Origin of the sequence: Pseudoalteromonas sp. Of7M-16, assembly GCF_022347805.1 — a bacterium.
Lineage (GTDB): Bacteria > Pseudomonadota > Gammaproteobacteria > Enterobacterales > Alteromonadaceae > Pseudoalteromonas > Pseudoalteromonas luteoviolacea_F.
On the sequence record NZ_JAKRFY010000044.1, the window covers coordinates 1 to 20,353 of the forward strand.

At 42.2% G+C, this 20,353-nt stretch carries 14 protein-coding genes; 3 read left to right on the forward strand and 11 right to left on the reverse strand.

Annotation, left to right across the window (positions count from 1 at the left end):
- Together MHN81_RS27250 and MHN81_RS27255 are read right to left on the reverse strand one after the other, a co-directional pair.
- Positions 1-8,550, reverse strand: an 8,550-nt coding sequence (locus tag MHN81_RS27250) for a PQQ-binding-like beta-propeller repeat protein (RefSeq protein WP_275447113.1), incomplete at its 3' end; no start/stop codon positions are given.
- Positions 8,543-10,048 carry a PQQ-like beta-propeller repeat protein gene (locus MHN81_RS27255; protein WP_239427304.1) on the reverse strand — a complete coding sequence of 502 codons (1,506 nt, stop codon included), beginning with the start codon at positions 10,046-10,048 and terminating at the stop codon, positions 8,543-8,545. The genes MHN81_RS27255 and MHN81_RS27250, both read right to left, overlap by 8 nt.
- Positions 10,049-10,566: 518 nt before the next feature.
- Between MHN81_RS27255 and MHN81_RS27260 the strand changes: the two genes are divergently transcribed.
- Together MHN81_RS27260 and MHN81_RS27265 are read left to right on the forward strand one after the other, a co-directional pair.
- Positions 10,567-11,169, forward strand: coding sequence for a LysE family translocator (locus tag MHN81_RS27260; RefSeq protein ID WP_239427305.1), 603 nt, complete (start codon positions 10,567-10,569; stop codon positions 11,167-11,169).
- 112 nt (positions 11,170-11,281) lie between these two features.
- On the forward strand, positions 11,282-11,482 hold the full coding sequence (locus MHN81_RS27265; RefSeq protein WP_023400192.1) for a hypothetical protein: 201 nt from the start codon (positions 11,282-11,284) through the stop codon (positions 11,480-11,482).
- 51 nt (positions 11,483-11,533) lie between these two features.
- On the opposite strand, the gene MHN81_RS27270 is transcribed toward MHN81_RS27265, so the two are convergent.
- The 8 genes from MHN81_RS27270 to MHN81_RS27305 form a co-directional block, all read right to left on the reverse strand.
- Complete coding sequence (locus MHN81_RS27270) at positions 11,534-12,088, reverse strand: DUF2628 domain-containing protein (protein WP_239427306.1); 555 nt, start codon at positions 12,086-12,088, stop codon at positions 11,534-11,536.
- A 328-nt stretch (positions 12,089-12,416) separates the two neighbouring features.
- Complete coding sequence (locus MHN81_RS27275) at positions 12,417-14,288, reverse strand: DUF885 domain-containing protein (RefSeq protein WP_239427307.1); 1,872 nt, start codon at positions 14,286-14,288, stop codon at positions 12,417-12,419.
- 106 nt (positions 14,289-14,394) lie between these two features.
- Entirely contained in the window at positions 14,395-14,838 is a 444-nt protein-coding gene (locus tag MHN81_RS27280) for a hypothetical protein (RefSeq protein WP_239427308.1), read from the reverse strand.
- Between the two features lie 502 nt (positions 14,839-15,340).
- A complete protein-coding gene (locus MHN81_RS27285; RefSeq protein WP_023398586.1) occupies positions 15,341-15,967 on the reverse strand; it encodes a LysE family translocator in 627 nt (208 codons plus the stop codon).
- Positions 15,968-16,070: 103 nt separating this feature from the next.
- Positions 16,071-16,457 carry an MmcQ/YjbR family DNA-binding protein gene (locus MHN81_RS27290; protein ID WP_023398585.1) on the reverse strand — a complete coding sequence of 129 codons (387 nt, stop codon included), beginning with the start codon at positions 16,455-16,457 and terminating at the stop codon, positions 16,071-16,073.
- A 3-nt stretch (positions 16,458-16,460) separates the two neighbouring features.
- Positions 16,461-16,883: a DUF3574 domain-containing protein gene (locus MHN81_RS27295; protein WP_239427309.1), complete on the reverse strand. Its 423-nt coding sequence runs from the start codon at positions 16,881-16,883 to the stop codon at positions 16,461-16,463.
- 141 nt (positions 16,884-17,024) lie between these two features.
- Positions 17,025-17,528, reverse strand: a complete 504-nt coding sequence (def, locus tag MHN81_RS27300; protein WP_239427310.1) for a peptide deformylase — start codon at positions 17,526-17,528, stop codon at positions 17,025-17,027.
- Positions 17,529-17,744: 216 nt separating this feature from the next.
- A complete protein-coding gene (locus MHN81_RS27305) occupies positions 17,745-18,737 on the reverse strand; it encodes a D-cysteine desulfhydrase family protein (RefSeq protein ID WP_239427311.1) in 993 nt (330 codons plus the stop codon).
- 208 nt (positions 18,738-18,945) lie between these two features.
- On the opposite strand from MHN81_RS27305, the gene MHN81_RS27310 reads away from it, so the two are divergent.
- Positions 18,946-19,833, forward strand: a complete 888-nt coding sequence (locus MHN81_RS27310) for an alpha/beta hydrolase-fold protein (protein ID WP_023398580.1) — start codon at positions 18,946-18,948, stop codon at positions 19,831-19,833.
- Between the two features lie 70 nt (positions 19,834-19,903).
- Here the strand turns inward: MHN81_RS27310 and MHN81_RS27315 are convergent, their stop codons facing one another.
- Positions 19,904-20,305 carry a GFA family protein gene (locus tag MHN81_RS27315; RefSeq protein WP_239427312.1) on the reverse strand — a complete coding sequence of 134 codons (402 nt, stop codon included), beginning with the start codon at positions 20,303-20,305 and terminating at the stop codon, positions 19,904-19,906.
- Positions 20,306-20,353: the final 48 nt, after the last annotated feature.

Genomic DNA, 20,353 nt, shown 5'->3' on the forward strand with positions numbered 1-20,353 from the left:
GCCGTTAGCACCCTCTCTTGCTTCTTTCTTTATGACAACTTGGCCCGCTCGATAGGTAAAATGAACACCTTGTGCTTCTATGTATTCATTTCTTTGTTTGAGTCGACGATAGTCATCAAACTGTTGGAACACCCTGCCAAATTCATCAAACGTTGTCAGTTGAACAACACACTGGCTGCTATCAACAGATGCAAGATCAGAAGATATTCGCACGTCTTTACTTGAGGGTTCATACGAGACATTAGCGATGTTTTTACAGTCTAGCGCCGTGCTATCAAAGTCGGTGACTGAGGCAACATTGCGACCAAACCCATCGTAAATGTAACCTTTTGACCAGTCACTGGTATATTCGTACGCTAAACGATGCTTTTTATCTGTGTCATACACCCAAGTCGCTACGCGTGCACCGTTAACATCATGAGATGTTTTGCGACCAAAACCATCGTAGCCAAAAGCTTGTACATTACCGTTAGCATCTGTTTGTTTTGTCAAATCCCCAAATGCATTGTAGTCATAGGTCCATGTACCGCTGTCTAAGTCGGTTTGGCTTACCTTTAAGCCAGTAAGTAAGTTATAGCTGTTCTCAATCAGTACTTTATTGTTATCAGCACTTGACCTAACTTGTACCACTTTGCCAAGAATATTGTATGTGTAAGTTAACACATTACCGGCATTGTCGGTTTCAGTCGCTTTTTCACCGTGAACGTTAAACGTTGTCGTTTGGGTTTGTGTATTGTCTGGCACATTACCCGTTACAGTGCTAGTGGCTGTGCGACCCGTTTTATTCAGTGTCGTCACAAGGCCGGTATTATTGTCTGTAACCTTGACCGGATTATCAAAAACATCATAGATAGTCTCGGAGCTTTGCAAACCCGCAGGTAACTGCTTAACAACTCGACCCCATGCATCATAATGCTGCTTTGAATAAAGCCATTGATTACCCGCTGTTAGTACTTTACTGCCAATTTCTCGACCTTGTTTATCTAAAAACTTCTGGCTTAAAAGCTCTTTATTCTTATAGCTGTTAATTGCCACTGCACAGTTGTCGACATCAAATGGACACGCAGCGCGCACTGTATACTGCTGAGCACCGGTTGCAGAATAACTGCCAATTGCGCCACCAAAGTCATCATATTTGCTGTATTGGTAAACGCCATCCGTATTTTTGGACACCGTGACTTGGCCAAATTTATTACGACTAATTATGTTGGTCGTTATTATCTCTGAGGTAGATTGTGAGTCTGCCTGTGATGAAGGCTCAACAAGTGCCTTACTTTTTACATAACGACCATTTACATCATAGCTTGTCTGCGTTTTGCGCGCGGCGTTACCAGAGCAACCTTGCGTTTTTCCGCTGGTTTCTTTACTGATCACATTGCCCACTGCGTCGTAGCCGTAACTGGTTTTTAGATACGTCTCACAGTTACCTTGCGGGTTTATCACCTCCGATGTAAGCATGCCATCGAGGGCGCCGCCAGCGTGGTAAGTAAACTCACTGCTTTTAACCAACGGCGTTGACACACCGGTGCGTGTAGTTGTGACATCCACTTTATGTAAACGCCCTAACTCTAGCCAGTCATCACTGGTGTAGTAAGTATTGTTGGTTGTCACAGTCGACAACAATTGGCCACTGGTGTTGCTTATAAAGTCACTGACGCTTGCTGCATCGTATTGGCTTACCGTTATGTTTGTTACATTGGCAAACTGGTCTTGCTGGGTAATGGTGTTACTACAGTTATAACCAGAGATCCCATATTGAATAGCCCCCTCATACGATACGTCCATGCGAGCAGAACATTCACGACTATTATGTGCATACACAGCAAAATAATCTGGCACCTTGTCATTGTTGTACACACATGTGCCAGTTGCGTTGTCACAGCCATTAACATGGTATTGATAATCATTTTTTGCGTCACTTATCACTAAATTGGTGTTATCAACCGTCATGGTTTTAAGCGTGCGCGTTGGCATACCAATAAATGGAAACGCTTGGCTGTACTCTGTTCTGGTTTTAAAGGTGATCCCGTCTTTTTGGGTGGTTGTCGTCAGCGCCTCAAAGCCCAATGAGCCTCTGCCACCAAATTGAATACGGGCACCTTCATAATGGTAATCAACCGCCAAGCCAATATCTGAAGTGACATCATCAATCGTTTGCTGCGAACCCGTTGTTACCCGTTCTACTAAAAACGCACCGCCATACAAATCATCCACACGTGTATTTGACTGCTGAGCAAGTGCCTCTGTTTTGCTGTGCTCTCCTAGTGTATACAGATTAGGATCTGACGCTAAACCATACTTAATCTCGGTTTGGTTACCGTAACCTTGGGTTACCCTTTTTAGTATATTCGGTGGATCAGCTCTATATATCGCCTCCTTGACCTGTAGTTGATTGCCCATATTCAATATAAGCTCATCAACACCATCATGGTCATAATCCAAAAAGAATATATTATCAGTAACCTGAGGCCAGTCAGGTAAATTATATACAGGCCAATGATCATACAACGTGAAAGCACTTGTAGCTGGGTCCCAGTCGTATCGATACAAAGCGAATTTTATCGTTTGCTTATTAAACCCTGCTACATAAAGCTCAGTTATTCCGTCTTTATCTAGGTCTGCTTGTATTGGCGGTATATTCGTTTTTTCAGGTTTGATATCTACATTTGATGGAGATTCTAAGGTGATCTCAGTACTTTTTGTAAGGTAACTGCCGGAATACGGCTTTAAAAGTGAAAAGGCCCATTGTTTATCCTCGTTAACATAGCCAAAATCAATAATGCCATCGCCATTTATGTCCATTGGCATTAATCGGCTGTGTACAAGATTCAAGACTTTACTGTCGCCAAATTTATGCTCATCAACTCCAGAGTCGTATTGGTTGAAATGCACAAGCACAACGTCTTCTTTATCTTTAGTAGTACAGCCTGAATCTGCGCATTTTGATGTTACGACGTCCGCTAACCCGTCAAAGTTCACATCCAACAAATAAAACGGTTTGTCATCACTAGGGTATCGAATTGACACAGTCTCTTGAACGGGTGAGAAGTCCTTAAGGTCTTGAGTCCAGACTTGCTTGTAGGTGTAATAACCTTGCCCACCTGTGTAAAGCAGATCAGAAAAACCATCTCCATTAATGTCGCCAAGTCTGAGCGTATTTGCAGTGACACTACCAGCGATCCCTGAGCTGTCCCATCTACTTCCATCATAGGTGAAGTAAGCCCACTTATTGTTTGCATCACTTCTACGATTTGAAGTCCTGATCAGTAACCCTTGTCTACCATTGTCTTCTTTATCCAACGCTAACATCTCGACATTATCGGCCGTGTTGTTGGTTTCTATCAATGTACAGTTTTTTACGGATTGAGATTCAATGATACACAGCTCATGTTGCAGTGCGTTGTCGGTTTGGGCCAAGCTCACTAATGTCGGCCTACCATTACCTAGCAAGTCAACAATTGAGGTCGCTACCACTTTTTTGTTGGCAGGTGCGCTTGCTAGTGTTACTGAGGTTAAGAGCTGAGGCTGCTCAAAGCTTTGTGAATAGTCAAACTCCACTGGCTTTTTACATACTTCTAAATGGTTATTTGTGCATTCTCTGATACTTTTTAGCAACCGAGCACCATTCCCAGCCTGCTCAAACCCAAGGTCAAACCAGTTGAGTGTTTCACTCCCTTTATTGATAGAAATATAAGTCAACTCAGCTTGTGAAACCATGGCTTTATTTGCCGCTGAGTAGTCATATGCTAGGTGTCGAGCCGCGCCCTTTTTGTAGCCAAACTTAACGCTGTATTTTTCAGAACCATCTACGTTACCGCTGTATTCAATTTTACTCAGAACGGTTTCAAGATTGCCAAGAAATTTATGCTTATCGTCCCCTTTACTGTAATGATAATGAACAATATTGTGGGCTGTGCCATCACCACGTGCAGCGACTCGGTCCATACTTTGGCGAAGCAACCAACCGTGAGATGACGTACCACCTAGCTCACTGTCCGGCGAGCCGCCGTAAATACGCTTACTGCCATCTTTTCCGTATACTGCAAACTGTTTGGTACCTGATAGTGCAGGTGCCTCTACTACAACTCTAATTTGTGAGTCTAATTCACTGCGATACTCTGCGCCAACTTCACCTTCAGTTACATCATTGGAAAGAATAAGCCGACTTCCATCAAGGCAATACCTGTCGTTGCCAGCACTCCACGGTTTTATTGCCTCAAATTTACCATCGTGCAATTTTGTCTGTCGGCAACGTGTGACACTAGACCCTGCGGATAACTGCCAACCAAATGCCACTGATGACGGACCCGATTGACTGCTATAAGTTAACGCAACCTCAGGTGTAACACCTGCTATACCCGTTGGTAGTGGTAGCGGAATTGAATAGGTAGCCGCACCTTGTTCATTCACCCTAAAGCTACCGGTTGTGGTGGCTAAACTGTGATGCTGTACGAGCTGGTCTAGGCTTGGTCCTTGATAAATCGCGGCCCTGCTAGGGACAGACAGTGGATGAATTTGTCCTTGGATCGTACTGTTTGAGATCTCAATAACCTGTGTGCCAGATGGTCGAGAACACGCTCGATGAATACTGGTATGTCCATCTAACGTCACTTCTTTTTCAATACAGGCTTTGGCAAAAAACGTATGACTGCCATTGGGGTAAACTAAGCTAGTAGACGCTGTTTTATTACTCGCAGCCAACACGGTTGGCCCTGCGTTATCCGCTGGGTTATGGAGTTCGAAATAGTCAATATTTTTATGGTATGTCATGGACGCTGACAGCCTGCCAGCCTCTACTTGACTTAAAGTCAGGGTAGGTGGTGTGATCAAACCATCTCTTGGGTCATATTTATTTGTACCCAATACAGGCTCCAACCAGTCACTCACTCCATCACCGTCTGAGTCAGTTGTAAACTCACACTGACTAGGATCATGACAGATACCGTAGTAATAAAATAACGAACTTCTGACCACTGGCTTGTATCGCTCTGAAACCTCAAAAGAACGTATCAAAGTAATGATAAACTCTGTTCTTGATAAGCTCCCGTTTAGCTGACCGATCCAGTTTGCACGGCTAAGACCTGCGACCTCCTGCCTTATCACAAAAAAGATAGCGTTACTGATTGCGTCATAAAAATCGCTGCTGCTTAGGCTTTCGGGGTAGTTGCGCCTTCCTTCTTCCGATTGCAACATTGCGTCGACAACCTCTTGCAGAGTTACGTTATTGTAACGTCTCGCGTAGGTCAAAAACGACAACTCAAAGCGGCTCAATTCACGTTGTAAGATGACATAGCCAAGTCTCAACAGAGTATATGTCGCATCATGGTCGTCATTGGTCGGCACCCAGCCCGCTGGGATGTCTTTATTAAACCCGTCAAGTAATGGTGAGTCTTTCAAGTCGCCCCAACTGAGCTTATCAACCCCAGCGCTGCCGCGCTTTATTACATGCAGCTGATCCCCTGCGGTTGTGACCCAAATTTCATTATCGCCCACCAACATAGGCTTTTGAATGGTACGTGCACCTAATTTGTATACGTATTTGGTTTTACCATCTAATGCGTTAAGCGCATATAAAGCCCCATCGTCAGAGCCGTAAAATAGCGTAGCATCTGTTTGCTTTTTACCGACCAGTAACCCTTCGGCTTCTATCGCACCTTGCGTGGTGTTTTTCCATAGCTGTGTACCATTTTGGCTCCAAGCATAAATACTATGATCACGGGATCCGGCAAAAACCACGTCGGTGCCAATTCCCGCTGTTGTCACAACTGCACGAGAAGACAAAAACCCGCCCGTTGTATTACACCAACGTCGATTTTGGCCATTAAAAGCACATAATTGATTGCCCATACCCACATAGATTTGGCCACTTTGCCCTAATGTCGGTGTGTGGTTGAGGGGATCTATGACTTCGCCAATATTTTCGCCAGTGCTGTATTCAGCCATTGGGCTGTTAATAAACTTGTTTTTTACGCCAACTGAGATCCCGCCTTGGTGGTATGCACGCTCGGCTCTCTCAGGCAGCGGGAACTGTAAAGTTTGAACACCATTGGCGGCTGTTGTAAGGGACACTGTACTGGCATCGATTTGATGTGGAATTGCTGTGAGATTTTCTTGAATCGAAATCTGCCCTTGCTGATGAAAGCCAGTTCCCTGCACCTCTAAACAGCCCCCTGATGCACACATTTTAGCGAAACTAATCACTGGTGGAGCATGTTGAATAGTTAATTGGCTCCCTTTGATACACCGCTTTGATTCATCGGCAATATTCACATTACACGAGCTAATCATGTATGTTACGTTATGCGTTATCGCAGGGTTCAGGATCTGAAAAGACGTATCTTTAGAATTGGATAACAGCGTTTGCCATACATCAACTGCGATTTCTTTTTCTAACTTAAACCTTACATAGCTACTGCTTTGGTCTTCAGACTTCCAAGACAAGGTATAAGGGCCACTTGGCATGTCGTTCATGTCGTTGAATACAGGCTTTAATGGCAGGCCACCTGCATTGTTATTGGTGTAGGTCGCACAATGGTCTTTGATGCTATTGTAGCTTTTACTGCTCGACAATTCTCCATTAAGCGCTACAGCACAATAAGTAAAGGTTTGGTTAAACGTATTTGAAGCTTTTTGTACAGACTTTGTAATTGTCAGGTTATCACTACTAAAGTGAATATCCCGTAACGGAGTCCATTGCTGCGCATCATTCAGGTCATTACCTGTATTCTCGCTTGCGCGCTCAAACACTTCGTATTTGTCAGCGAAGTTTACTGGCGGTATAGTGATGGTAAAATGCCCAGGCGCGTCTGCACTAGGTATAATATTGAGTGTAGGTGTAGCGGGTATTACTGATTCTAGTAAAAAAAAGTAATCATTCGCACTTTCATATGTCGTCTCTGTGTCACTAATATTAGCACGCCCATTGCCAGGCTTTATTTCAGCTCGCACGCGAAACAGTTGTCTGTCACCCAATTTATTTCCGGGTTTCCAGTTAAGCACCACAACTTTTGCACGACCCACATCAGGTATAGTACCTTGCTCAACTGCACTGGCCACAACAACGTCAGAGTTACCTGAAGTGTACAATTCAACTGAAGCGATATCTAATCCAACGTGAGATCTATGCAAAGCACCAATTGTGACATGGAGCTGATATGTTTGATTTCTTAAATGGACATCTTCTTCACTGGGAACTTTCGACAACCCGATTCCGATCGGCTTATAAACTGAGAACCCTACAGTGCTTGACACCCATTCATCTACATCATTGTCCTTGACTAAAATTACTACTGTATAGTCGGTGGTACTAGCCCCCACAGCTGGTGCTGAAAATTTAACTGAGTAATTGCCGTTTATTGGGTTTACGTCAGCCAAATTGATTTGATGATTGTCACCACAGCTGCTGATGTCAGACTGGTTACCCGATACAATACAAACATTGACTTTATCTTTATCTACCCCACGACCTGCGTCCATGGCTTTAAAGCTCAAGGTTACGCTCTCATCACCTGTCACCAAAGTGCTGGATAAATTAGTCTCAGTAATATTCGGCAAAGACGGTGTTTTAATACGAATTGTATTTGATGTGCCATCACCGGAAGTTGCGGTAAATGTCGTATCTTCAGTAACTGGAAAGGTTTTATAACAGGAGGTTTGTTGTTTATGCTTTCCATCAAAACATGGGAATTCTTCGGATATACCGGGTAAACTACCCTTACCAGCAGCGCCCCCGTTTATTGATGCACTTATTGGCCAGTTTGATAACTGAGTATCCGGGTCATTAATACTGACCACCGCATGTACTTCTGTTCCGATACTTACTACGGTGTTGTTAGCGAGCTCATCGCCATTTGTATTATAGATTTTTAAGGCGACTTGGGTTGGGGTGTCAACCTCTTTTGCGGGGTCTACCGTGATGGATTTTGACTCTACTTCATCAATGATATTTGTTGCTACGAAATTAAAATATCTTGGGTTTTCATAGCCAACAGTCAGGGGGATAGTTTGATTTGAGCTATCGCTTGGATCAAAGTCACGGCGAAATCCGCCACTATTACATGCACCCAAACTATTGCTTTCGCACACATAAAACGATTTAAGTGGATTGACTGGGTCCGTCGCGCGGGCAGTCAATGTAACTCTCGTTGCATCATTGACGTCTGGCGTTTGTCCAACAGAGATTCTAGGTGTCGAGTGCTCTACTACAAATAGCGTTTTTCTACATGTAACCATCCCTTGTTCTATGCTCGGAAACGAATGAACAGACACAAAATCATATTGGCCTACATCAAATCTAAGGTTCACCTCATAACCGTGATTGGGGTTGGGTCCGATAACTTGAGATTTTCCCCCATTTGTCATGGTGATCACGGTTTTTGTTGACAACATCTGTGGATTTGCCAGTTTTATCGTAAAATTCTGTGGCCCGTTTGTGAGCACTACTGTTTCAGGTTCTTTGATACAGAATCGCGCTTTACTTTCGGCAGCTGCTTGGCCCACAAAGCCAACACATATCAATAAATAGATACACAAAGTAATAAATTTACTCATGCTGACCTCCTGTCTGTTTGCTGTCATCAAGCACTGTGGCTGTCCACTCAACTTCAAACATATTGTCGTTATTTACCGACTGCTCATTAAATTCAGCCACCTCCATCTTAGACGGCGCTCGCAATGGCACTGCTACAGAAAAAAGCATTGGCGGGTCAATCGGTCCAACAATGGGACCACCTGGATCGCCTCCAGGATCACCACCCGGATCGCCGGGGTTAATAGGCTCTGAACCACCGCCACCACTGCTGTTTGAAAACTTAATAGAGGTTAATTTGGTCTCTTGTGAATTAACATCTTGATATTGGAAATAAACACGGCCTTCTCTGCGATTGATAGCCGGGGTGGCAATAATTGACTGATCCAACATAGACACAGGTAAGTTCGATGTTTTACGCAATTCCACCAGTCTTGGCGCATACTCAAGTACTAGCCCTTTGTGGCTAACAAAAATAATGCTACTGCCAACGACGCGAGGCCCGTAGTACAAATCCATAGCAAGTGCACCTGCTATCACTGCATCGGTTGTTGTTTTACAGGATTTACGAGTCGAGTAGTTGACATTTAACGAGCAAACATCTCCTGAGCCATCAATTTTACTGACACCAAAATATAAGTTGCCCTGTTCGACTAAAGGTTTATTGACGACTTTACCACCCAAAGGAATTGACCATACTAGTTCAGGGCTTGCTTTTGAGTAATCAACTTTATGCAGATTATTTGCTTTGTCGGCGACAAATAAATAGCGGTTACTACCTTTAACCAAAGTGCGTGGAATAATATCTATGCCCAAGTTACGCAGTGGCATTAAAAACCCACTGTCGTTAATGGGTGCCTCAATTTTGGCATGTTTATATAATAGGGTTCGCGATCGTGTTCTTACACTGCCCACACCCACAGTTTGAACTGTATATTCGGTGCTTTCGTTTATGCGTACAGGTACACTTCCACTTGTTGGTAAGTTAGTTAAATAAGTTTCACCATTTTTTAAAAGATTGACGGTATGAGCGCCGCTGCTTTTCCAGCGTATTGTTGCAGACTCCCAAGGGTAAACCGCGCCTTTACTATAAGAAAACTCTTCAATCGCATGTAGATAAATTGACGCGTGTATACGATCCGCAATAATGCCGTCAGCACAGCCAAATTGATTACAGGGTACGACTAAATAACGCACATCCGATCTGGGGTTTGGAATGGTAATTGAGTTCGAATAGGATTTGTATTCTGGGATAAAAATATTTCCAACACCACTAAACTGGCTGGCTTCGCTCATTGGTCCTTGACCAAATCGGGCTTGATAAACTGTATCACCTGGATATGCCTTAACGACATACTCAGTTGCACCCTCAACTTTTGTCCAAGATATTTTATCTTTTTCACCTTTTACGTGAAATGCTAATTCATTATCAGCTATCCGGGGTTTTTGGGATGAAAACCCCAAACACGAAAAACTAATAAAAGAAAGCAGCACAATATTTGCACACTTAAACTTTAACAACTTTCATTTCTCCTTTTAATAAAAGCTGCGAGAAATTAACACAAGCACACATATTTAAAAAATAAAAATCACATAAAAAACCAAAAATGAATATAATTATATTTATTGAGTCAAAATTAACGCAAAATCAGTAATAAAGTAGTAAATCACAATGCTAATTTTAATTCGCCTCCTATAGTAAAACTTCATTTAGTTGTTATGTTAAAATTTAGTATCTAATAGACTCTTGCTCGAAAACAAAAGTTAAAAACGCCTATTTCAACGGAAAATATAATAAGGCTTTCCACACTTTATCTCGTCAATAACCTTTACCCATCACTTGTTGTCACAATGCAGGTTTCTGGTGGTATGACAGCAACTTTTGCCTGCTCCCCCTATCTAAACACAAGATAAATTCGTATTTTAACATTTATTGTGAATTTAATTGTGCAAAAACCTATCAATAAACCTAATTACGCTGAAAAGTTGTTTATGTTGATCACTAAAATTGATTTATCAATTCAATAGAGATTCAACCTATGACTTATGAACTACTTTACGCACTGAGCTTATTTGCTTTTGTATCGTCAATCACACCGGGACCAAACAACTTGATATTACTCAGCTCAGGTTTAACGTTTGGAGCAAGGCGTTGTATTAGCTTACTTTTAGGAATAAACCTTGGCTTTACTGCGATGATATTGCTCGTTGGTGCGGGGATCGGTGAGCTGTTTACACGTTTTGTTATGCTGCATGACGTTTTAAAATGGCTTAGTGCAGCATACATACTATACCTTGCATTTAAAGTTGCCAGCGCAACACCGTTTGAATTTGAGTCACATTCTACTGGGCAACCTATGACCTTTTTTGAAGCCGTGATGTTTCAATGGATCAACCCTAAAGCTTGGTCAATGTCACTGTCTGCTATTACTATTTATACGCCTTCAACACACTTTAGCTCAGTTGTGTTGGTTGCAGTGGTTTTTAGTTTAATCAATTTGCCGTGTATTTTATCTTGGTTATTGGTGGGTACTAAGCTCTCCAAATTAATAAAACACCCAAAATACTTTAGAGCACTCAATCTCGTACTCGCTTTCGTATTGGTAGCGTCGATTGTGCCAACATTTGTTCCTCTGGATTGAGTTGGAATAGTTTATTATTCCAACAAACAACCATTTACAATTAAAACCAATTTAAATAACATTTGATTGATTTTTAAAATCAATCATAGAAATTAATTAAGGCAGGACTCTTATGAAATTAAAACTAGTAAAAAAGAACTATAAGCAACTGAGTAAAAATGCGAAAACAGTTGGTAAAGGCGCAACACCTATGGTCGCTGGTGGATTTACGAATGATTGGGTATCAACAGTGTGTACCGACCCAAATGTTACTCAGCGCTGCAATAGTGTGAGAGAGAGAACCTGCAATACTTGTAACACGGTAATGTGTTAATCGTAGTTTTAACATATTAAAGGGGCCGCTTTGCCCCTTTTTAAAAAAGTATTATGCCGTTGTTAACACGACAGACACCATTAAAAATACGAATGAAGCAACTAAATAAGTAATAATACCGACAGGTTTTTTGAAAAACTCGGGCACTTCAGGCCATATCTTTTCTTCTGCGGTCACGTGTTTATAATAGTCATAACATGCAAATTGTGCACAGACAGCATGTGGCACAACCCAAAAAACAATTGCCGGAAATGTAAAGCCAAGTATGCCTTCAAGTACTGTGAGTAAGCTGTTGAATACCCAAATACTCGCGAACATAAACCCAGCTTTCATCCACATTTTTTTGAACAAATAATAAAGAGGCCCAAAGAAAAACACAAAGAAATTAAGTGAAATGCTGATTCTTTCCGAAGCTGATAAACCTCTATATTCTGGCGTTTTCATAATCGAAAACATAGATTGAGAATCTGCACCAAGCTTTTTCAGCAGTTTAAATCTTTTCAGCCATTTTTTAGATAATTGATATTGCTCAAATTCTGAAGAAGCATCCAACTGTTGCTCTGCAACTTCTGGATTAGTTGACTCTGTATTTGTTGATTCATTCATTATTGTAATCCCTATTATATTTTGTTTGCGTCGACAGCACACAAAAGAAACGAGTTAGCCAACACTAACGCGCGCGCAATTCCTTTTGCTTTTATAAATCTGACATTAACAGCTAAGCGTATTTAACGAATATATTTTACACATATGGCTTTATACTAAGCCTGTTAGAACTGTACATAATCAAAGCATGATTTAATTAATAATCGAACGATTTGGAAAAACAATATAAAAATCAGAGTGCTTTTAGAAAAAACTAAATGCTACCAACAAAAAATGCACACGCTTTTAAAGGTGTGCACTTTTTATATTTATTGGATTTTTAGGGTATTTATGAACGCTTTTGCTCATCAACCCACGCATTAACACGTCTTTCAAGAATGGACAATGGCATTGCACCACCACCTAATACCGTGTCGTGGAACCCTCTTATGTCAAATTTGTTTCCTAGTTCACGCTTGGCATTTTCACGCAGCTCTAAGATCTTAATCATTCCTACTTTATATGATGTAGCCTGACCTGGCATGATCATATACCTGCGAATTTCAGAGCGAACAGCCGTTTCTTGAATTGGCACGTTCGATTTAAAATAAGACACTGCCTTTTCTTCAGACCACCCTTTCGCGTGAATACCCGTATCAACCACCAGCCTCACCGCGCGCCACATTTCATTTGATAAGCGTCCAAAGTCACTGTACGGATCTTGGTACGCACCCATTTCTTTTGCGAGTTGCTCAGAGTACAAACCCCACCCTTCAGAGTAAGCAGTAAAGTGCGCTTTTGTTCTAAACTCAGGGATCCCTTCAAGCTCTTGGGCAATTGACAATTGCATATGATGCCCCGGGTTACCTTCATGGTACGCGATTGACTCCATTGTGTTTTTCGGCATACTCGTCATATCAATTAAGTGTGCATAGTATACACCCGGACGAGAGCCATCTTTTGTGCCTGGCATGTAGTGCTGAGCTGCACCCGGGCGTTCGCGGAACGACTCAACGCGTTTAACCACCAATTCTGATTTTGGTAAAATACCAAAATACGCCGGCAGCTTTTCATTAATGTCATCTAGGTACGCGATTGAATCGTCAATGTACCCTTGTCTTCCTGTATCGTTGTTTTCATAGAAGAACTGCGGATCATTACGGAAAAACTCAAAAAACTCTTCCAATGACCCTTTAAATCCGACCTGCTTGACGATTTTTAGCATCTCGCTTTGTAAACGAGCGACTTCATCAAGGCCTATTTGGTGAATTTGATCCGAGGTTAAGCTTGTTGAAGTCTGATTGGCAAGTCTGTAGTTATAAAACGCTTTACCATTTGGTTGATCGCCAACACCATAACCATCTTGTTGTTTTAGATTTGCCATGTCTTTTTCAAACCAATCAATTAAGTTTGAATAGCTCTTATTAAACACGCCTGTCAGTGCCGATCTAGTCTCATCTAATACTTTGTCCGCTTCAGCCTGTGTGATTTTTTTATCATCAACCAGCTTTTGAACTTTTTTCTTCGCATCTGCCCACAATGGCGCATCATTTTCGCTGTCAGAGAAAGGAGCACCCGTTATGATGTTTTTTGACTGCGTTATCACACCTTCATAAGAAAACTTAGGTGGCCTTACGCCCTTTTTGGCTTTATCCTGAGCTTGCTCAAGAAGCTCCTCGAGTGCTTCAGAACCCTTTACTAAGCGGCTATTATAAGCGTGCATGTCTGCCAAAGTATCAACTTTATGGAAGTTAATCATAAATTGAGCAAACCAAGACTGGATCCCAAACATATGATTGAATACATACTCGTTCTCAGAAAACTTAAAATCTAGCTTTTCTTGCTCATAATCATAAATCCATAAGTCGTATGATATCTTCGCTTCAGCGTCTAATTTACTGTAGTCAAATTGCGACCTTAGCTCGGCAACCGTGCCTGCTAGCCAAGTTAAATTGCGTTTAGCAGCCTTCAATGATACATCGTCAATTTCGTCGTATTTATCCTTGCGACCATAAACAGTCATGGTCATTGGGCTCATTTGTAATTGTTGTTCGTATTTGTCTGCAAACCACGCATTTAATCTTTGCGACTCTGTTTCTACGCTTGCTTGTATGCTTTTTGGGGCCTGTGTAGCTGATGGGTTAGCCTGTGAACTAACATTACTTGCTTGGCATCCAGCCAAAATAGCGGCAACTGAAATCGCGAGAATTGATTTGTACATTATTAGTCTCTCCTGGAACTTTTTCAGATACACTAAAGAAAAACCTTCGGTAGGCCAACAAATTACACATGTAATTTGTAACGAAAAGTGAAAGTAGTTACAAAAATCACGCAACTAAGTGCAAAGTACTAATGACAGCGAGCGCAGCGAGTTCATTTACTTTGCGCAAGGTGAAATGAGCAAGTTTATCAGCCGCTAAGGTTGTCACACCTAAAACCAACACTGCGTCAATAAACATGGATTGCGGGGCAAGCCCACAATGACAGGTATTAAGCGTCAAAGCTTTTCCTCCCCCTCGTCTCCCTGAACTCGTTTCAGGGTCCAAAGTGCAAAAGAAACCGACAGCGAACGCAGTGAGCGCGGTTCTTTTGCGCAAGGTGAAGTAAGTGCAAAGTGTTAATGACAGCGAGCGCAGGGAGTTCAGGACGACAACCTTAAAAATGCGAATATCCTCAGCATCAACATGGATTGCGGGGCAAGCCCACAATGACAGGTATTGAACGTGGCAGCATTCCCCTCCCTCGTCACCCTGAACTCGTTTCAGGTCCATAGTGCAAAAGAAACCGACTGCAACCCCAGTGAGTACGGTTCTTTTGCGCAAGGTGAAATGAGCTAGTTTAACAGCCGCTAAGGCTGTCACCTCTAAAACAACACTGCGTCAATAAACATGGATTGCGGGGCAAGCCCACAATGACAGGTATTAAGCGTCAAAGCTTTTCCTCCCCCTCGTCACCCTGAACTCGTTTCAGGGTCCAAAGTGCAAAGTATTAATGACAGCGAGCGCAGCGAGTTCAGGACGACAACCTTAAAAATGCGAATATCCTAAGCATCAACATGGATTGCGGGGCAAGCCCACAATGACGGGGATTAAACGCCAAAGCTTTTCCTCCCCCTCGTCACCCTGAACTCGTTTCAGGGTCCAAAGTGCAAAGTACTAATGACAGCGAGCGCAGCGAGTTCAGGACGACAACCTTAAAAATGCGAATATCCTCAGCATCAACATGGATTGCGGGCAAGCTCACAACGACGGGCATTAAACGCCAAAGCTTTTCCTACCGCTGTTTCATTAATGCAACAGCTAGACCTGAACTAACAAAGGTGACGCCAGCGGAAATGTTTAAACCCTGCAACACTTTTGGTCGATTTTTTAGGATGTTTTTAAGTTGAGTTGAAAATATCCCCATCAGTGCAAAACCAATACTTGTGAGTAACGCAAACCAAATGCCGTATCCCAGCATTTGAAGAGACACACTACCAAGCGCTGGATTGACAAACTGAGGGACGAATGCGAGCACAAATATGCCGGGCTTGGGATTTAATGCAGCAGATAAAAAGCCTGTCGCAAAAATTGAACTTAATGGTTTGGCTTTAACAGGCTCAATAGCAATCAAGTTTTGATTACGAATTACTTTTATGCCCAACCAAATGAGATAACTCGCACCAATAAATTTTACGACATAAAAAGCAAGGGTAGATGTTTGCAGCAATAGCGTGAGGCCAGCTGTTGCCGCAAAAACATGAAATAAGATCCCAACACCAGACGCCCAAGCAGAAACACAGGCTGCGAGTTTACCTTGGCTAACGCCTCTAGCAATGGCTAAAATATTATCTGGGCCCGGTGAGATAACTAATAAAATACACGCTGATGTATAGGCAAGAAAAACGTCAATGGGAAACATAGAAAACCTCCTTGGTTGTACAGTGTACATTAGAGGCTGATGTATATATTTAGTTCATATTTACTTTGACATTATCAACTTGATTAAAATTCGAGCAAGACAATTATAAATGTAGCAGGATTGCATTTTGCTCACTTTTACGCATTTTTTTAACCACCAGTAAATAGGAGTTGTCAATCATTCGCTCTATTTCACCTTTGGGCACTGTACCGTCTAAAATAATCGTATTCCAATGCTGTTTGTTCATATGGTAGCCCGGTATCACCGCATCAAAAATATCTCTAAGCATCAAGGCTTCGTGCGGATCACACTTTAAGTTTAACCACCATGTCGTGCTTTGAGACTGAGTTCCACGCATTTTTTCAGGGGAAAGCGTAGCAAACATTTTGCCTTTAACTTTATATACGTCCACCCCTTCACCAAAAGGTTGGCTTACACCACTAAAAGGCTTTGCCATTAAATAATCATGAACGGTGCGCTGCTGAGACATGTTTCATTCCTTAGTGACAAATCGGATCTGGGCAACGTCAAGTAATACCACCAACACAGAGTCCTGATTAAATAGTTGAGCGTACTGTTTGCCTAATTGGTTGGCCGCTTCAATATCCGCTGCTGACGCGTTATATATTGTAATGACCTTAGCATGTTCCTTTTTTCCTTTATAGTAGCCAACCGAATCAGTAACGCTAAACCCGGTAAATGTATTTGCCACTTGATTTGACTCAAATTGCTGCCACTGCTGGGGTGTAACTTCACCGCCTGTCGGAATTGATAAACCAAAATACATTTTAATGCCGGTACTTTGGGTGTGATTGGCGGCTGGTTGAGAAGCTTCTACATGAATTGATTTGGCGGGGCTCACACATCCTGACAGCACAATGAAACAAACTAGTCCTATGACGCTTTTGTAATTCACCTCATACTCCTTTTGAGTTTATATTTTTAAGAGTCGTTTAAGCTTTTAAAACCATAATCGACGTTCAAACTAAACGCCAACCTAACTACATCGACGCCAAAAGCAGCATAAACATGCTGCTTCGATGTTTGTTACATGCCATTAAGCATGCAATTTAAGGTATTTCTTCACCTTTTTCATCGCCATTTTTTGCTTTAGAGGCGATAAATAGTCGATAAATAAATTGCCATGAAGGTGATCTATCTCATGCTGCATGACAATCGCTAAAAACTCATCACTTTGAACTTCAATTGGATTGCCGTCGCGGTCTTGCGCTTTTACAGTAACCGAAGTGAAACGCTCAACTTCAGCGAAGTAGTCAGGTACAGACAAACAGCCCTCTTGGCCTTTTTCTTTGTTTTTACCTTCAAATACTTCTGGGTTTACCAAAATCAATGGATCGTTTCGATCATCTGAAATATCGATCACCACAACAGCTTCTTCTCGACCAACTTGTGTCGCAGCAAGCCCAATTCCGTTGCTTGTCGCGTACATGGTCTCTAGCAAATCGTCAATTAACGTCTGAATAGATGCAACATCTTCTACCTTTTTTGCTTTTATTTTTAATCTTGGATCTGGTGCAGTTAAAATTTCTAAAACAGCCATAATTAGTTTAATTACTCGTTTAAATATTTTGAAAATCAACAGGCAAACCGCCATGTTGTAAAAATGAGGGTCAATATGCACGGAACAATGAAGTGCTTTAGTGCTGGGGGATCAAGCCAGCGCCCGTCAAGTTATCGTAATCCAATAACAAATGCAACCAAGCTGACGGGGCTGCAAAAACAACTAAGGCCAGGCACTGTATGCCCTGTTATACGTTCAGAGCAGCTTATCAGCGTAGGCAAACACTGAGGGGGCTCCACCGGTATGCCAAAACAAAACTTGTTGACCACTGACCAACTTACCTGAGCCTATTTTATCCAGCATTGCTGCAAATGCCCTCCCAGTATAAACAGGGTCTAATAGTATCCCTTCGGTTTTTGCTAACAGTTGAATCGCTGACTTTTCTCGCTCATTCAATATTCCATAACCAGCGCCAAGATAACCATCATCCAATATCACGTCTTCTTGGTTAAATACTTGGCTTAAATTAAGCGCGTCTGATGTTGAATTTGCCAGCGCCAATACACTTTGCTTAAATTCTCCAGCGCTCGATTCAGCTTTATCAATTTGAATCCCTGTGAGCATATATTGATGTTCCAGTATAGACCTTGCAATCATCAGCCCAGCATGAGTACCGCCAGAGCTGGATGCGAAAAACACCTGACTTAGTGTGTCCGTGTCTATTTGCGTAGCCAGCTCAAGGCCCGCTTCAACAAACCCAATCGCCCCAAGTTCATTTGAGCCGCCGTATGGGATCACATAAGGTTTGCGACCTTGAGATTTCAAGTCTTCAATAAGGCGAGGAATATCTTCCCCTTTGCGGTTGTCTTTACAGTAATGGAGCTGGGCACCAAATAAGGTATCGAGTAGTAGGTTACCAGTTGCCTCATCTGGTTTGTCGCCACCTAACAATAAATGGCATGACATATTGAGTTTTGCCGCCGCTGCAGCTGTTTGCCTGCAATGATTCGATTGTTGCGCCCCCGCGGTTACGACGGTGTCACACCCTTTGGCTAACGCATCACCAAGAATATATTCTAGCTTTCTGGTTTTATTCCCTCCCAATGCTAGGCCTGTTAAGTCGTCACGTTTCATTAAAATCTCTGGGCCACCTAAATGGCGAGACAAATTAGTGAGCTTAACAACGGGTGTTGGGAAAAAACCCAGTTCAACTTTTGGGAAATCTTGCAAAATTTTTCGATTGTCCATAACCATATCCAACTAAATAAACTGTTGCCAGTCTACCTAGATTGCGAGTCTTTACAATAAATTACTGCTACCAGCTTTTAATCTCTTCACATGGCGACAAACTTAGATATACGTTCACCACACTCGACAACACCAATAACTTTGCATACCAGTTAAAAATATACTTCGTATCTTCGTCCTACTCATAACAAAACAAAGGAGTTAATTTATGAAGCATATTGCTTTTGCACTACTGTGCGTATTGAGCTTGTTTGCTCAAGCCTCTTACCTTGACTACAAATATGAGCATCTACCTACCGAGCATACAATCCAGTCAGCTGTTTTGGGTGAAGCGCGAAAAGTCTGGGTTATTCTACCGGAAGACTACCACGCACCAGAAAATAGTGAAAAGCAATACCCTGTTGTTTACACCACCGATGGCGAAAACTTGCAGTACTTAACGGGCCACAATATGTGGTTTTTGCAGCGCTCCAACATGTTACCGCAAGCCATTTTAGTAGCGATCAATACTCGCCACCACAGAGTTCGAGATTTAACACCAACGGTACCAAAAAATAGCCCCACACCTGAGGCTTCTGGACAAAGCCAGAATCTTAAAACCTTTATTAAAAACGAAGTGATCCCATTTGTAGATAACACATACAGAACCGATGAATTTAGAGTACTCTCTGGCCACTCTTTAGGCGGGTTATTTACTATCACCAGTTTGTTATCGGAGCAACTACAGCCGCTATTCAAAGGCTATGTCGCAATTGATCCGTCTCTGTGGTGGGATAACAGCATAGTTGCGAAATGGATTGATGACGCACAGGACTCTCTCGATGAAAAAGCACTTTCAGTGTATATAGTTGCGGCTCATGAAGAAAATATCCCACCTGAGCATCAAGCGCTATACCTAGCGCATATCAAAGCCATTGACGACACCGCAAATCACCTAATTGATACTGACACAACGACAATCCGCTACGACATTACTCATGACGAAAATCACCGCTCAGTACTGCACATTGGCGTATTTCGTGGCTTAAGAGAAGTATTTAAATGCTACCCGACAGTATGCCCAAAAGAAAACGAGGAAGACTTTAGTAACGACTAAGTCTCAGCGTCAATCTGGAGGTGCCCCTTGCACCTCTTTTCTTTTGCTGGGTGATTTTTTAGGCGCAAGACTAAACGATAAACTCTGCATGCTGTTTGCCTTCACCACCAATATGCTCCCAACTCGCTTTACAGCTTACCCATAAATGGTGCGCCACTTTAGCATTTTCCAAATCGGTGTTTGAGATCAGACCTACTGGTACATACATACGCTGTTCGTCGTTTTTACCAGGTAAATTCGACCCACACTCAGTACAAAAGCGACACAGCCAATCATGGTTTGGTTTGTGCCATGTTTTAATAAATTCCTGACCACATAACCAAACAAAATCATTGTTATTAACAACAGCCACCGAAACACCATTGCCACCACCGGCCTTACGGCAAATAGAACAATGACAAATATAAATATGCTCAATAGGCGAACGCACTTCAAACTGCACAGCTTTGCAGTTACAGCTACCCTTTGCCAATTTTATCCCCTTCAAACAGCTATGTTTAACTCATTGTTTCTATTGTAA

What these genes read in the sequence shown, in the direction of transcription:
- MHN81_RS27260 (WP_239427305.1), top strand. Translation starts at nt 10,567, where the DNA reads ATGACTTATGAACTACTTTACGCACTGAGCTTATTTGCTTTTGTATCG.
- MHN81_RS27265 (WP_023400192.1), top strand. Translation starts at nt 11,282, where the DNA reads ATGAAATTAAAACTAGTAAAAAAGAACTATAAGCAACTGAGTAAAAAT.
- MHN81_RS27270 (WP_239427306.1), bottom strand. Translation starts at nt 12,088, where the DNA reads ATGAATGAATCAACAAATACAGAGTCAACTAATCCAGAAGTTGCAGAG.
- MHN81_RS27275 (WP_239427307.1), bottom strand. Translation starts at nt 14,288, where the DNA reads ATGTACAAATCAATTCTCGCGATTTCAGTTGCCGCTATTTTGGCTGGA.
- MHN81_RS27280 (WP_239427308.1), bottom strand. Translation starts at nt 14,838, where the DNA reads ATGGACCTGAAACGAGTTCAGGGTGACGAGGGAGGGGAATGCTGCCAC.
- MHN81_RS27285 (WP_023398586.1), bottom strand. Translation starts at nt 15,967, where the DNA reads ATGTTTCCCATTGACGTTTTTCTTGCCTATACATCAGCGTGTATTTTA.
- MHN81_RS27290 (WP_023398585.1), bottom strand. Translation starts at nt 16,457, where the DNA reads ATGTCTCAGCAGCGCACCGTTCATGATTATTTAATGGCAAAGCCTTTT.
- def (WP_239427310.1), bottom strand. Translation starts at nt 17,528, where the DNA reads ATGGCTGTTTTAGAAATTTTAACTGCACCAGATCCAAGATTAAAAATA.
- MHN81_RS27305 (WP_239427311.1), bottom strand. Translation starts at nt 18,737, where the DNA reads ATGGACAATCGAAAAATTTTGCAAGATTTCCCAAAAGTTGAACTGGGT.
- MHN81_RS27310 (WP_023398580.1), top strand. Translation starts at nt 18,946, where the DNA reads ATGAAGCATATTGCTTTTGCACTACTGTGCGTATTGAGCTTGTTTGCT.